The organism is Geothrix sp. SG200 (genome assembly GCF_022808935.1).
Taxonomy (GTDB): Bacteria; Acidobacteriota; Holophagae; order Holophagales; family Holophagaceae; genus Geothrix; species Geothrix alkalitolerans.
In genome coordinates this window covers 105,312-119,114 of record NZ_JAKZFR010000003.1, presented here as the reverse complement: position 1 = coordinate 119,114, position 13,803 = coordinate 105,312, and the positions used below count along the sequence as shown (strand labels likewise).

Here is a 13,803-nt window from a genome sequence, read left to right as displayed (position 1 = left end):
TCTGGCGAGTTCGACGGCCGCCGGGATAAGCGCATCCTCATCAAGATCATCGGGGAGTGACCATGATCAGCCGCGACCTCACGAGCCTTCCCAGGCGCGACGCCTACCGCATCCTCTCCAGCCTGGTGATCCCCCGCCCCATCGCCTGGATCACGACGGTGGACGAGACGGGCCGGGTGAACCTGGCCCCCTTCAGCAGCTTCATGGGCGTCTTCGGGCCGCCCATTCTGGCCTTCACGGTGGGCCGCCGTCGGGACGGCTCCCTCAAGGACACCCACCGGAACCTGCGGGCGAACGGAGAGGCTGTGGTCCACCTGGCGGACCTGCCCCTGCTGGAGCCCCTTCACGCCAGCGGCGCCGAGGCCGATCCCGAGGTCAGCGAGGTGGCCCGGCTGGGTCTGGCCACGGAGCCCTCCCTCCTGGTGGCCCCGCCCCGCCTGAGGGATGCCCCGGTCGCCCTGGAGTGCCGGCTGAACCGCGAGCTGGACCTGGGGCCCACCACCACCCTGGTCCTGCTCGCCGTGGTGATGGCCCACGCCGCGGAGCGCATCTGGAATGCCGAGCATGACTGCGCGGATGCCAGCCAGTGGACGCCTGTCGTCCGGTTGGCCTCCGTGGTGGGGCCCAACTATGGCGCCCTGGGGGCGACCTTCCGCCTCGGCCCCTCCGAGCTGCCCTGATCAGGCCTCGTCCGGTTCCACGAACAGGTGCTGGATCTGGGGGAAGCGCTGGTGGAGGTCCCGCTCCAGGGCGTTGATGGCCGCCACCAGGGCCGCCCCGCTGGGCTGGTCGTGGAACTTCACCTTCAGGGCCACCATGAGCCGGTCGCTGCCCACGACGACGGCCACGAGGCCCAGCACCTGGTCCACGGCGGGTGCTTCCTCCACGGCGCTGCGGAGAGCTGCGCGCAGGGCCAGGGGCGGCGCCTCGTTCATGAGCAGGCTCGCCACCTCGACGCCCACGAAGAGGGCCACTGCGATGAGGAGGAGCCCGATGGCCACGCTGCCGATGCCATCCCAGACAGGGTTGCCCGTGGCCAGAGTGAGCAGCACGGCCGCCAGGGCGAACACCAGGCCCAGCAGGGCGGCGATGTCCTCCGCCAGCACCACCACCAGCTCCGTGCGGCTGGATTGGCGCAGGTAGCGCAGCAGGGACCGGCCGCGGCGTTCCGGCTCGGCCGCGCGGAGGGCGCCGCGCAGGGAGGCGCCCTCCAGGAGGATGGCGAAGATCAGCAGGGCCACGGCCCAGCCCAGGTGGTGGGGGTGCTCGGGATGCCGGATCTTGTGGACTCCCTCCACCAGCGAGTAGAGGCCGCCCACGCTGAAGAGCAGCAGGGCCACCAGGAAGCTGGCCACGAAGGCCGCCTGGCCATGGCCCAGCGGATGCTTCGGCCCCGCGGGCCGAGTGCCTTGGCGCAATCCGATGAAGAGCAGCACCTGGTTCGCGCAGTCGGCGGTCGAATGGATGGCTTCGGTGAGGAGGCTGGAGCTGCCGGTCAGGAGGAACACGCCGAACTTGGAGACGGCGATGCCCCCGTTGGCGGCGAGGGCCAGGGCGATGGCGCGGGAGGATCCGGTGGACATGGCTCCAGCATAGGGCCGGATCAGGAGGCCCGGTTCAGAAGGCCCGGATGTCCAGCTCCCGCAGGAGGTCGCCCAGGAGGTAGAGGGAGCCCGTCACCAGTCGCGGGGCCTCCGTGGGCCTCCGCAGCACCTCCGCCGCCTCCCGGAGGTCGAGCATCGGCGCCTCGAGACCCCAGGCCTCCCGCAGGGATTCGGCCGTGGCATAGCGGGGAGCCTCCCCCCGGATGAAGGTGACGGACAGAGGGCGCATGCGCTTCATCTCCCGGGCGACGCCAGACAGGTCCTTGTCGCCCATGGCGCCGAAGAACAGGTGGGGGCGCACGCCGCAGGCCAGGGCATGATCCGCCAGGACGCGGGCGCCATCCGGGTTGTGGGCGCCATCCATCCACACGCCCTGGAGTCCCGGCGGAGCCCAGAGCCGGCCGGGCCAGCGGGTGGCCGCCACCCCCTCCCAGAGCCGGTCCTCGGGCACGGGGAAACCCAGCCCCCGCAGCTGGTGGATCGTCTCGAAGGCCGTGGCGAGGTTGTCCAGCTGGTGCAGCCCGGCGAGACCCACGCGCCGGCCCGTCACGCGGGAGTGGTCCCAGCGGATGTCGGCGGGACCGAGACGCGCGGCCGGGCAGAGCACCGGCTCGCAGGGCAGCAGGGGGCGGATCCATTCCGGGTCCAAGGTCGGCCCCAGCACCAGGGGCCGACCCTCCCGGGCGGTGCAGAGCTTCTCCCGGGCGATGGCCTCCCGGGTGTCCCCCAGGTACTGCTGGTGGTCCAGGCTCACGCTGGTGAGCACCGTGAGGATGGGGTCCGTGGCGTTGGTGGCATCCCAGCGTCCGCCCATGCCCACCTCCAGGATGGCCACTTCCACGCCGGTCATGCGGAAGGCGGAGAGGGCCGCCGTGATCATCAATTCAAAGTAGGTGGCGTTCACGCCGGTGCGGGCTTCGGAATCGAAGGCCTCGCCCAGCAGCAGCTCCAGGGCCCCTTCGCCGATGGGCTCCCCGTCCACCCAGATCCGCTCGGTGACGTCCACCAGGTGGGGCGAGGTGGTCCATCCCACCACGAACCCCGCGGCCTTCAGCATGTGGGCCAGGAAGGCCCCGGTGCTGCCCTTGCCGTTGGTGCCGGCGATGAGGATGACGGGGAAGTTCGCATCGGGCCGGCCCAGCCCGTCGAGCAGGGCGTGGATGTTCTCCAGGCCGCACTTGATCCCCATGTGGCCGCGCGCCTGGAGGCGCGGGATGAAGACGGGCTCAAGACCTTCGCGCATCAGTCCCTGGGCGAGGGCGTCATCCAGGCCAGGCAGGCGGCGATGAAGTCCTTGAGGTGATCGCGCGTGACGACCTTGTCCACCATGCCGTGGGTCTGCAGGAACTCCGAGCGCTGGAAGCCTTCCGGCAGGCTCTGCTTGATGGTCTGCTCGATGACGCGGGGCCCGGCGAAGCCGATGAGGGCCTTGGGCTCGGCGATGTTCAGGTCGCCCAGCATGGCGTAGCTGGCGCTCACGCCGCCGGTGGTGGGATCTGTCAGGATGCTCAGGTAGGGCAGGCCCGCCTTGTCCAGCTTGGCCAGGGCGGCGCTGACCTTGGCCATCTGCATCAGTGACAGGGTTCCCTCCTGCATGCGGGCGCCGCCGCTGCAGCTGACGATGAGGTAGGGGCACTGCTTCGCCAGGGCCCGCTCGGCGCCCAGGCGCAGCTTCTCGCCCACCACGCTGCCCATGCTGGCGGCCAGGAAGTCGAAGTTCATGATGGCCGTCACCACGGGCTGGCCGGACAGGGTGCCCTCCACCACCACCACCGCATCCTCGGTCTCGCCCGCCTGCTCCAGCTTCTTCAGCTGCTCCTTGTAGCTCTTGGTGGAGACGAACCCGAGGGGATCGCCGCTCTTCAGGTCGCTGAACAGCGGTACCCATCCCTCGTCCATGAGGTTCTCGAGCCGCTCCTCCACACCGATGCGGAAGTGGTAGCCGCACTTGGGACAGACGTTGTGGGTGTTGACCAGCTCCTTGCGGTAGATCAGCTCCTTGCAGGCCTCGCACTTGATCCAGAGGCCCTCGGGCACCCGGACGGTCTTTTCTTCGACGGCGGTCTTCTGCTGACGCTTCTTCACGAACCAGGACATGACGACTCCTACCGGCCCTTGACCGGACCTTGCTTGAGGGCCTCGAAGAGCCGATCCAGCTCTGCTTCGCTGCCGTAGTGCATGACCAGGGTGCCCGTCTTGCCCTTGGCCTTGATCTCGATGCGGGTGCCCCAGGACTGGGTCAGCTCCTCCGCAGCGGCCTTGATGAACAATTCCTGGGGGTGCTTCTTCTTCCCCCCCTTGGCCTTGGCCTGCTTCTGGAGCTGCTGGATGCGGGCCTCCAGGGCGCGGACGCTGAGCTGCTGCGCCACCACCTCGTGGGCGAGCTGCTCCTGCATCCGGGGGTCGGGCACGCCCAGCAGCACCTTGGCGTGCCCGGTGCTGAGGCGGCCGTGGGCCACGTCCGCCTTCAGCTCGGCGGGCAGCCGCAGCAGGCGCAGGGTGTTGGCCACCTGGGGACGGGACTTGCCCACGCGGTCGGCCACCTGCTCCTGGGTGAGGCGCAGGTGCTCGCCCAGCTGCCAGTAGGCCGTGGCCTCCTCGATGGGGTTCAGCTCCTGGCGCTGGATGTTCTCCACCAGGGCGAACTCCAGGAGGCGGTCATCCGGCACTTCCTTGATGACCACCGGGGCCATGGCGAGGCCAGCCAGGCGGGCGGCGCGCCAGCGGCGCTCGCCGGCGATGATCTCGAACTGCTCCCCCACCTTGCGCACGACGATGGGCTGGACCATGCCGTGCTGCTTCAGGCTCTCCGCCAGCTCGGCCAGGGCCGTCTCATCGAAGTGGGTGCGGGGCTGGGCCCGGTTGGGCACCAGCTTCCCCAGGGGCAGCTCCCGCTGGTTGGCATCCTCGGGGGCCATCTGGCTCATGAGCGAGGTCAGTCCCCGGCCCAGGGCCGGACGCTTCAGCTGGGTCATCAGGCTTCCCTCCTCGCGGGCATCTCCAGTCCCAACCATTCCTTGGCGAGGTTGAGGTAGGCCTGGGCACCCTTGGAGCGCAGGTCATAGAAGGCCACGGGCTTGCCATGGCTGGGCGCCTCGGCGAGCCGGATGTTGCGGGGGATCACGGTCTCGAACACCTTGCCCGGGAAGGCGTGGCGGACTTCGCTGGCCACGGCGGCGCCGAGGTTGGTGCGCTCCTCGGCCATGGTGAGCAGGATGCCCCCGAGCTGCAGGTTGGGATTGGGGCCCGCCTGGATGCGGCGCAGGGTCTCGGTGAGCTCCGCCAGGCCGTCCAGCGCGAAGAACTCGCAGGGCATGGGCACGATGACCTCGTCCGCGGCGCTAAGAGCATTGAGGGTGATCATGCCGAGGCTGGGAGGCGGGTCGATGAGGATGTAGTCGAAGCGATCCATGAGCGGGGCCAGGCCCTGCTTGAGCACCTGGAGCTGGGGCAGCTCGAAGAGCTCGAACTCCAGCTGCGCGAGATCCTTGCCCGCGGGAATGACCTGCATCATCGGGACTTCGGTGCTCAGCACCAGGGCCTCGGCGGGCGCGCCCTTCATCAGCGCGTAGGCGCCGGCCCGGTGGTCAGGCTTCGGAAAGCCGAGCCCCGTGGTGCTGTGGCCCTGGGGATCGAAATCCACCAGCAGCACCATCTTCTCCATCATCGCGAGGGACGCGGCGAGGTTGATGGCCGTGGTGGTCTTGCCCACCCCGCCCTTCTGGTTCGCGAGAGCCACCACCCGGGCGCGCATCAGGCGGCCCTCATCGTCGCGCAGGCGCTGGTCAAACCACGCATCTCGGCATCCCCTCGGGTGTGGAACACGCCAGTCTAGCAGGTCGGGTTCCACGGCCAAGAGAGCCCGGGAGAGCCTTGAGGGTTCAGGGGTGGAGCGAGGAATCGGGCTGCACGTGCCCCAGCCGCCGAACCGGGCCGGAAAGCCACAAGTCGTGCCAGCCACCACCTGCGTCGGGAAGGAAGGTCACGGTGACGTCCTCTCCGCTGGCGGTGCGCAGCCGCCACGCGCGGGGTCCACCGTCGCGGGCCAGCCAGACCGCGGCGACGGCGCACCCGGTTCCGCAGCAGAGGGTCTCCCCTTCGACGCCGCGTTCCCAGGAACGGATCCTCGCTTCGCCGGGGACGATCACCTCGACCACGTTCACGTTCGTGCCGCCGGGCAGCGCGGCATGGTGGCGCAGCGGTGGGGCGTAGTCGCGGAGGTCCACGGCCGCGACCGAAGGCACCTGGAGCACCAGCTGGGGATTGCCGATCCAGCCAAAGCCCGCGGGATGGGGCGTCGGCATGGGCACCTCACGCAGTGTGAAGCCCTCGCCCTCGGGCATGCGGATGCCGACATCATCCTCGTGATTCTTTCTGAGGAGGATTCGCTCGCCGCTGGAGACGGCTTCGACTAAGGGCCCTTCCGGAGCCCCAGGAACCGCCAGGGCCGCCCTACTACCATTGGAACAAAAGGACTTGGATCCATCCGTATCCCAGTGCTCCAGAACCCAGGGACCCGTTCCGGGCCTTTGCATCAAAAAAAGGCCATCTAAACCGAATCCCGCCCCCCGTGGGCAAAGGATTTTTGCCCAATCCGAGCAACTGCAACCTTTAGCCTCCTCCTCCCAGAGGTAGCCAAAGACGTTGCCAGCCGCGGAGGCGAGGAAGAGGTCCAACCTACTTCCCGCGGGTTCCGAAGGTGTAGACGGTCTCACCGGGGCGCGCGTAGCCCTGGCGCCGCGCCAGGGCCTCCATCAGCTCGGGGTCCTTCGCGGCGAGGCGCTGGACCTCCTCGAGCAGCTCGCGGTTGCGCTTGTTGAGCTCCAGCAGCCGGGCGCGGGTGGCGGCCAGCTCGGCCTCCTGCTTCCGCAACTCAGGCAGCCCCCCCTGGGAGAAGAGCAGCGCCATGAGGGACAGGAAGGCCGAGGCCCCGAACACGCCCCACAGGGTGGAGGACTTCAGGAGCCAGTTGGCGTTCATGGAGCCTCCTAGATGGTGCCCCCTAGAGGCGGGACCCGAAGGCCTCCCGGCCGGCATAGCGGGCCGCGGCCCCCAGCTCCCATTCGATCTGGAGCAGGCGGTTGTACTTGGCGATCCGGTCCGTGCGGCAGGGGGCGCCGGTCTTGATCTGGCCCGCCCCGGTGGCCACGGCCAGGTCGGCGATGAAGCTGTCCTCGGTCTCCCCGCTGCGGTGACTGATGACCGCCCGGTAGCCGGCCTTGTGGGCCAGGTCCACGGCCCGGAGGGTCTCGGTGACGGTGCCGATCTGGTTCAGCTTGATCAGGATGGCGTTGGCCACACCCTCCTGGATGCCCTTGGCCAGGATGGCTGGGTTGGTCACGAAGAGATCATCCCCCACGAGCTGGGTCTTGGCGCCCATGGCCTCGGTCTGGAGCTTCCAGCCCTTCCAGTCGCCCTCGGCGAAGCCGTCTTCGACGGAGATGACGGGATGCCGGGACACCAGGCCCTGGTAATAGTCCACCAGCTGGGCGGCGGACTTCTTGGCGCCGTCCAGGGCGTAGGCCTTGCCGTCGTGGAACTCGCTGGCGGCGCAGTCCAGGCCCAGGAAGACGTCCTTGCCGAGCTTGTAGCCGGCCTTCTTCACGGCCTCCCCGATGAGCTCCAGGGCCTCCTCGTTGGAACCGAGGTTCGGGGCGAAGCCGCCCTCGTCGCCCACGCCCGTGGACAGCTTGCGGGCCTTCAGGACCCCCTTCAGGCTGTGGTAGACCTCGGCGCCCCAGCGGAGGGCCTCCCGGAAGGTCGGCGCACCCACGGGCAGCACCATGAACTCCTGGATGTCCACGTTGTTGTCGGCGTGGGCACCCCCATTGAGGATGTTCATCATGGGCACGGGGAGCAGGCGGGCCGAGGCGCCGCCGAGGTAGCGGTAGAGCGGAAGGCGGGAGGCCTTGGCCGCGGCGTCCGCCATGGCCATGGAGACACCCAGGATGGCATTGGCGCCCAGGCGGGCCTTGTTCTCGGTCCCATCCAGGTCGCACATCAGCTCGTCGAGCTCGGCCTGCTGGAAGGGATCCATGCCCTGGAGGGCCTGGGCCAATTCCACGTTGATCGCGTCCACGGCCCCGAGCACGCCCTTGCCGAGGTAGCGCTTCTTGTCGCCATCCCGGCGCTCGAGGGCCTCGCGGCTGCCAGTCGAGGCGCCGGAGGGGACGAGCGCCTGGCCCACCGTCCCGTCGGAGAGCTCCACCCGGGCGAGCACCGTGGGGTTCCCCCGGCTGTCGAGGACTTCGAGGGCAGAGACCCGTTCGATCGTGATCATGTCGTCACCCGGCTCAGAGAGGCGCGCTGGCGCGCCTCTCTGATGTTAGCCAGGTTGCGCAGATGGATCCGGTGGAATCCGTCTACTTCTTCGCGGCCTTCTTCGGCGCGGCCTTCTTCACGGTCTTCTTGGCGGCCGGCTTCTTGGCGGCGGCCTTCTTCGGCGCGGCCTTCTTCACGGCCTTCTTGACGACCTTCTTGGCGGCGGCCTTCTTCGGCGCGGCCTTCTTGGCGGCGGCCTTCTTCGGCGCGGCCTTCTTGGCGGCGGCCTTCTTCGGCGCGGCCTTCTTGGCGGCAGCCTTCTTCGGCGCGGCCTTCTTGGCGGCAGCCTTCTTCGGCGCGGCCTTCTTGGCGGCAGCCTTCTTCGGCGCGGCCTTCTTCACGGCCTTCTTGGCGGCCGGCTTCTTGGCGGCGGCCTTCTTCGGCGCGGCCTTCTTGGCGGCCGGCTTCTTGGCGGCGGCCTTCTTCTTCGGCGCAGCCTTCTTCGCAGCCGGCTTCTTGGCGGCGGGCTTCGCGGCCGCGGGGGCGGCAGGGGTGGCGACCATGTTGGTCAGTTCGGCCATGGGTGGCTCCTTTACGCCCTTTTGGGCGAGGTTGGAAGGGGTCGTGCGGGAAGATGGCTTGCCAGTAGCACCTTTCGTGCCGGATTGGCTAGCGGCTTCCCGCTGGGAGGATATGCGTTCCTTGGCTGCGGCAGCAGCCGCGGGGGGATGCGCCGCATCGGCGGCAGAGCCGGTCTTGCCTTTGGGCTTCGCGGCTTTTTTCGGGGGCTCCACGCCTGCCAGGATCTGCGCCAGGCGCTTGCCGGGATAGTAGTCATCGAGGAGGGCGTCGCCGATCAGCAGCCCGTGGACGCCCAGGGCCTCCATCTGCTTGATCTGGTCCAGCCGGTGGATGCCTCCCTCGACCAGCTTCAGGCAACTCTTGGGGATCTTCTTGACCAGGGACACGGCCTGGTCCCAGGAGGCCTCCCAGGTGTCCAGATTGCGGCCCACGGCGCAGATGATGTCGGCCCCTGCATCCACGGCTCGCTGGAGCTCGGCCTCCGAGGTCACCTCGACCACCACGTCGAGCCCCTTGCTGGTGGCGAACTTCAGCAGTGTCTCGAGCCGCTCCTGGCCCAGGAGGGCGGGCATGAGGAAGATCGCGTCGGCACCGAGGATCTTGCTTTCCTCGACCTGGTACTCCTCGAAGATGAAGTCCCGGCGGATCAGAGGCAGCTTCACCTGGGCCCGCACCTCGGACAGGTGCTTGTCGTCGCCGTGATAGAGGAACTTGTCCGTGGCGACCGAGAGGACCCTGGCGCCGTTTTCGGCGAGACTCTTGGCGTGAGTGGAGGCCTTGTAAGAATCCCGGACCTGACCCCGGCCGGGATCCCCCCCGGCAACTTCACCCAAGATCGTGATTCCAGGCTGGCTGAGTTCTTCCTTCAGGGAGTGGTGACCCTTGTAGGCATCTTTCACCGCCACAGGGCCCCTCTGCTTTTTGATTTCCACGTCGAGGGCCTTGAAGATGGCGACTTTCTTTAGCATTTCCCACGCTCCAAATCTCAGATACCTCGCTGCTGGCCCTATGGGGAAGATGATCGGTCGTTTTTCCTCTGATTCAACATCAAACCAGTGATTCGGATGAGGTCAACAGAGAAATCAAAAAAATCTTCATTTTTTTTGACGCTACCTCCCCACCTGCTCCCCATTCGTTTCCGCCCTCCCGGACCCCCTCTCGGGCGATCTCCGGGGCCACTGTGGAAGCCGCCATGCGCGCATCACGCGCTCCGACAGCTGCGAGGCCGTCTTCTGAAACCCGCGCCACCAGCCACGATCCGCCCACCATCGAATCGCGCACCTTCGCCGCCTGGCGACCGGGTCGAGTCCTCCCGGGAGACCCCCGGAACCCGAGGGGTTCGTGTCCCTCATCCGGGTCCGCGCCTGCTACGCTTCAACTCGCGCCTTCCGCCCCGGGCCCTGTGCAAGCGGCATTCGCGGTCCCGCCGGAAGCGACGAGAGGCCCCCATGACGATCCACGTGCTCGACCATCCGTTGGTGCATCACAAGCTCTCCCTCATCCGCGACCGCAAGACACCCGGCATCCTCTTCCGTTCGCTCATCGAGGAAGTGGGGCTGATCCTCGCGACCGAATCGACCCGCAGCCTCCCCGTGGAATCGATGGTGGTGGAGACCCCGCTCGAGCGCACGAGCACGCTGCGCCTGAAGTCCCTGGACCCTGTGCTGGTGCCCGTCCTGCGCGCAGGCCTCGGCCTTCTCCCTTCCTTCCTCAAGCTGCTGCCGACGGCGAAAGTTGGGCACCTGGGACTCTACCGGGACCACGATTCCCTCGTGCCCGTTCCGTACTACCGGAACTTCCCCCCCCTGCTTGAGGACCGTCCCGTCTTCGTCCTGGATCCCATGCTCGCCACCGGGGGCAGCGCTTCCGAAGCCGTGCGCCAGCTCAAGGCGGCGGGCGCGGTGAACCTCTCCCTCGTCGCGCTCCTCGCGGCGCCCGAAGGCCTGGAGCGGTTGAACGCGGACCACCCGGACCTCACCATCGTCGTCGCCGCGGTGGATCGCCAGCTCAACGAGAAGGGCTACATCCTTCCCGGCCTCGGCGACGCGGGGGACCGGCTGTTCGGAACCGCCTAGGCTCTTCGGACCCGCACGAGCCCATCAGCCCTTTTCGCGTCCGAGCATGGAGCGCAGGCGCCCCATGAGCCCCCCCTCGCCCCGGCTTGCGTCGGGGGCGTCCTGACCACCGTAATCGGAAGGCACCGCAACCGAGGGATCGAGCTCGAGGGCCCGGCGGAAACAGCCCTGCGCGTTGGCGCGGAATCCCTTCCGGTGGTAGAGCTCGCCCATGAGGGCCCAGGGTTCGGCCGCCCTGGGCCGGATGCGCGAAGCCACCTGGAGCGCCTCGACGGCCCGGGTGGACCAGGCGGGATTGGTCAGCCTCAGCCGGCCTAGCAGCAGCCAGGCTTCGTAGGCGGCCGGCGAATCGCCATCCAGCTTGATGGACTGCTCGAGGGCCCGGATGGCCTCGCTGGTGCGGTTCTGCATCACGTACGACTTGGCCTTCACCAGGAGGTGGTGGGCCCGGTCCGTCGAGGGAAGGGATTCCTCATCCATCTTCGAAGGGAGCAGGGGGAGCACCGAGGGCGTGGGTTCATTGAAGGCCCGCTCCAGGGTCTCCGGCGGCGGCGGCGGGAGGGAGCGCGGCGTGTGGGCCCGGGGCGGCGGGAAGTCCTCCTCTTCGAGCAGCAGGATCGGCTCCGACGGCGCTTCGGGCTCGAGGACCGGAATGGACTCGAACACGGGTTCGGGCGGTTCCAGGGGTTCGGGAGTCGGCGCGGGCGGGGCGGATTCGCGAGGGAGCAGCGGCAGGTCCCCCCGGACCAGGTTCAGGCCGCCCAGGGCCCAGAGCGTGGCCACCAGGCGGGCCGACTCCCCCGACGGGAGCCCCGAGAGAGAACTGATGGTCTCGTAGCCGAGCGGCTCGGAACCCAGCAGTGACAGGGCATAGGCCAAGGTCGGCGTGAGGGACAGGTCGCTGAGGGACTCCAGGAGGTCCGGCCTCGCCTCCCACCGCCAATCCGGCTCGCTCTGGAACATCTCCACCAGCTCGAGATCCACCTTGGCGCTCTGGAAGGTGTCCCACACGAGCCGCCGATGATCCAGCCAGAACTGGAGATCCCCGCTCAGGTTGTCCTCGAGCCCGCCGGGCATCCAGGACATCTTCAGGATGGGGTGCTCCATGGCGTGGAGCAGGACCGAGCCCAGCAGCTCGTGCAGGCGCTTGTCCCGCTCGGCGACTGTCATGAGCCCGCTCTGCACCACGCGGTCGCCCATGCGGGAGCCTTCTCCGTCGGCCAGCAGCTCCTTGAGGGAGGCCATGTCCAGCACGCCGCGGCGGATGAGGAAGTTCCCGAACTGCTCTCCGACGGCGTCGCTCCGCAGGTAGACCAAGTCCCCTCCCCGCCAGTACAGCCTGCGGGTGCCGTCGTTCTGCTCGAGCACAAGCTCCCCCTCGGCCCGCTGCTGGTGCAGCGAGCCCATGAGGGCTGGCAGGAAATAGCGAAGACGGACTTCGGGCACCGGAGGCTCCGGAGGGTGGATTCTAGTTTGCATGTTCCCTGCCCGGATGCCAGTCCAAACGGGGTTTCCGGATGCCGAATTATCCCAAGTCCTTGGACCTGCGCGGGACAGGACCTATGCTGTCCCTCCATCCTCATCCCATCCGGGGGGACCTTCCCATGTTCGAGAAGCTCGGGAAATTCGAGATCAAGCGCGTTCTCGGCAACGGCGCCATGGGCGAGGTCTACCTCGGTGTGGACCCCTCCATCGGCCGCGAGGTGGCCATCAAGACCATCCTCCCCTCGGCCGCACAGGGCGGCGAGGCCAAGGAGCGCTTCGCCCGCGAAGCCCGCGCCGCCGGCGTGCTGAACCACCCGAACCTCGTCACCATCTACGAGTTCGGCGAGGACCAGGGCGTGCTCTACATCGCCATGGAGTTCGTCAAGGGCCACGACCTGGACGAGCTGCTGCGGGACCAGTCCCTCACCCGCTCCGAGGCCCTGGAGGTGTTGGCGCAGGTCTGTGACGGCCTGGGCTTCGCCCACCGCCAGCACATCGTCCACCGCGACATCAAGCCCACCAACGTGCGGGTCCAGCGCGACGGCCGCCGCCTCCACGCCAAGGTGATGGACTTCGGCGTGGCCAAGATCAGCAACTCGGATATGACGGCCACGGGCATGGTCATGGGCACCGTGAGCTACATGGCGCCGGAGTACATCCGCACCGGCAAGCCGGATCCGCGCAGCGACCTCTTCGCCGTGGGCGTCATGCTCTACGAGTGCCTGAGCGGACGGAAGCCCTTCGCCGGTGACACCACGCCCACGGTCCTCTATAAGATCGTCAACGAGGCTCCCGAGCCCCTCGAGGTGGAGATGCTGCGTGGCATCAGCCCCGCCATCCGCTCGGTGCTGGACCGATCCCTGGCGAAGGATCCGGATGCGCGGTTCCAGACGGCGGAGGACCTCGCCAAGGCCCTGCGCGCCGCGAAGGATCCCTCCTGGACGGGCCAGCTGGAGGAGGCGACCGCCCTTCTCCAGGCCGCCTCCCCCACCGCGCCGGTGACGCCACCCGCACCTGTTTCAATGTCCGCTTCTTCGGCGCCCACGACGCAGGCCCCGGCCGCCCTGCGCCCGCCGGTCGCGGCCCAGCTGCCGGCCCGCCCTGCGGGAGGCAAACCGGCCCTCTGGATCGGCCTCGCGGCCCTTGCTCTGGCAGGCGCTGGCGGTGCGGGCTGGTGGGCCCTCCATCGGAACGCCGCCCCCGTCCTCTCTGTGGAAACCCGGGAAGCGGCGCCTCCTTCGCCCGCCGGAGCGCCCCCCTCCACCAGCATCCCGGCTGTCGCGGGGGCGAAGCCCGAGCCTGCCTCTTCGCGCGCCTCCCAGATGGCCGAGCCCGCGCCGGCGCAGCCGCGCGGGCAGGACCCGGCGCCCACCGGGCCGAGCGCGGACAATGCCAGGGCCAGCGAGTCCCGGCCCCAATCCCAGGCCGAACCCCGGTCCATCGACCGGCCCGAGCTCTACCAGCCCGAGAAGCTCGACAAGCTGCAGACCCACGAGCGCCTGAACCTCGGCAACGTCTCCATGAGCGAGGCCATCCAGCTGGCGGACAGCCAGCCCGACAAGGCCATCCACGGGTTCCGGCAGGCCATCAAGGCCGACCCGGGCAACATCAACGCGCACGCCTGGCTGGCGACGGTGCTCTACGACCAGGGCCGCCACGCCGAGTTCGTCCAGGAGCTGCGCGAGGCGCGGCGCCAGGGCATTCTCGGCCAGATGGCCGCCCGGAATGTCCGCTTCCGGGCCGTTCTCAACCAGGCCCGCTTCAACCGGAAGCTCCCTTCGGATCTGGCGGACTGA

Annotated in this window: 13 protein-coding genes; 3 read left to right on the top strand and 10 right to left on the bottom strand. The window is 68.6% G+C overall.

Annotated elements, in window-relative coordinates:
- Positions 1 to 62 precede the first annotated feature (62 nt).
- On the top strand, positions 63 to 680 hold the full coding sequence (locus tag ML539_RS08400; RefSeq protein WP_243322491.1) for a flavin reductase family protein: 618 nt from the start codon (positions 63 to 65) through the stop codon (positions 678 to 680).
- On the opposite strand, the gene ML539_RS08395 is transcribed toward ML539_RS08400, so the two are convergent.
- From ML539_RS08395 to ML539_RS08355, 9 genes are all read right to left on the bottom strand, one after another.
- Positions 681 to 1,583 carry a cation diffusion facilitator family transporter gene (locus ML539_RS08395; protein ID WP_243322489.1) on the bottom strand — a complete coding sequence of 301 codons (903 nt, stop codon included), beginning with the start codon at positions 1,581 to 1,583 and terminating at the stop codon, positions 681 to 683.
- A 34-nt stretch (positions 1,584 to 1,617) separates the two neighbouring features.
- Positions 1,618 to 2,847, bottom strand: a complete 1,230-nt coding sequence (locus ML539_RS08390; protein WP_243322487.1) for a Mur ligase family protein — start codon at positions 2,845 to 2,847, stop codon at positions 1,618 to 1,620.
- The gene (accD, locus tag ML539_RS08385) at positions 2,847 to 3,701 is read right to left on the bottom strand and encodes an acetyl-CoA carboxylase, carboxyltransferase subunit beta (RefSeq protein ID WP_243322485.1); all 855 of its coding nucleotides are present in this window, start codon (positions 3,699 to 3,701) and stop codon (positions 2,847 to 2,849) included. Before accD ends, ML539_RS08390 begins: the two co-directional genes overlap by 1 nt.
- Before the next feature lie 8 nt (positions 3,702 to 3,709).
- Positions 3,710 to 4,579 carry a ParB/RepB/Spo0J family partition protein gene (locus ML539_RS08380; protein WP_243287377.1) on the bottom strand — a complete coding sequence of 290 codons (870 nt, stop codon included), beginning with the start codon at positions 4,577 to 4,579 and terminating at the stop codon, positions 3,710 to 3,712.
- Positions 4,579 to 5,358 (bottom strand): ParA family protein, encoded by a 780-nt coding sequence (locus ML539_RS08375; protein WP_243317956.1) that lies wholly within the window; start codon positions 5,356 to 5,358, stop codon positions 4,579 to 4,581. Before ML539_RS08375 ends, ML539_RS08380 begins: the two co-directional genes overlap by 1 nt.
- Before the next feature lie 127 nt (positions 5,359 to 5,485).
- The gene (locus tag ML539_RS08370) at positions 5,486 to 5,947 is read right to left on the bottom strand and encodes a hypothetical protein (RefSeq protein ID WP_243322483.1); all 462 of its coding nucleotides are present in this window, start codon (positions 5,945 to 5,947) and stop codon (positions 5,486 to 5,488) included.
- A 334-nt stretch (positions 5,948 to 6,281) separates the two neighbouring features.
- Positions 6,282 to 6,584, bottom strand: a complete 303-nt coding sequence (locus tag ML539_RS08365) for a septum formation initiator family protein (RefSeq protein ID WP_243322481.1) — start codon at positions 6,582 to 6,584, stop codon at positions 6,282 to 6,284.
- Positions 6,585 to 6,606: 22 nt separating this feature from the next.
- Positions 6,607 to 7,884, bottom strand: a complete 1,278-nt coding sequence (gene eno, locus ML539_RS08360) for a phosphopyruvate hydratase (RefSeq protein WP_243322479.1) — start codon at positions 7,882 to 7,884, stop codon at positions 6,607 to 6,609.
- Between the two features lie 82 nt (positions 7,885 to 7,966).
- Complete coding sequence (locus tag ML539_RS08355; RefSeq protein WP_243322477.1) at positions 7,967 to 9,415, bottom strand: indole-3-glycerol phosphate synthase TrpC; 1,449 nt, start codon at positions 9,413 to 9,415, stop codon at positions 7,967 to 7,969.
- Positions 9,416 to 9,895: 480 nt separating this feature from the next.
- Here ML539_RS08355 and upp point away from each other — a divergent pair, with 480 nt between their 5' ends.
- Positions 9,896 to 10,522: a uracil phosphoribosyltransferase gene (gene upp / locus ML539_RS08350; RefSeq protein WP_243322476.1), complete on the top strand. Its 627-nt coding sequence runs from the start codon at positions 9,896 to 9,898 to the stop codon at positions 10,520 to 10,522.
- Between the two features lie 24 nt (positions 10,523 to 10,546).
- On the opposite strand, the gene ML539_RS15690 is transcribed toward upp, so the two are convergent.
- Complete coding sequence (locus ML539_RS15690; RefSeq protein ID WP_243322474.1) at positions 10,547 to 11,968, bottom strand: tetratricopeptide repeat protein; 1,422 nt, start codon at positions 11,966 to 11,968, stop codon at positions 10,547 to 10,549.
- A 158-nt stretch (positions 11,969 to 12,126) separates the two neighbouring features.
- Here ML539_RS15690 and ML539_RS08340 point away from each other — a divergent pair, with 158 nt between their 5' ends.
- Complete coding sequence (locus tag ML539_RS08340) at positions 12,127 to 13,803, top strand: serine/threonine-protein kinase (RefSeq protein WP_243322472.1); 1,677 nt, start codon at positions 12,127 to 12,129, stop codon at positions 13,801 to 13,803.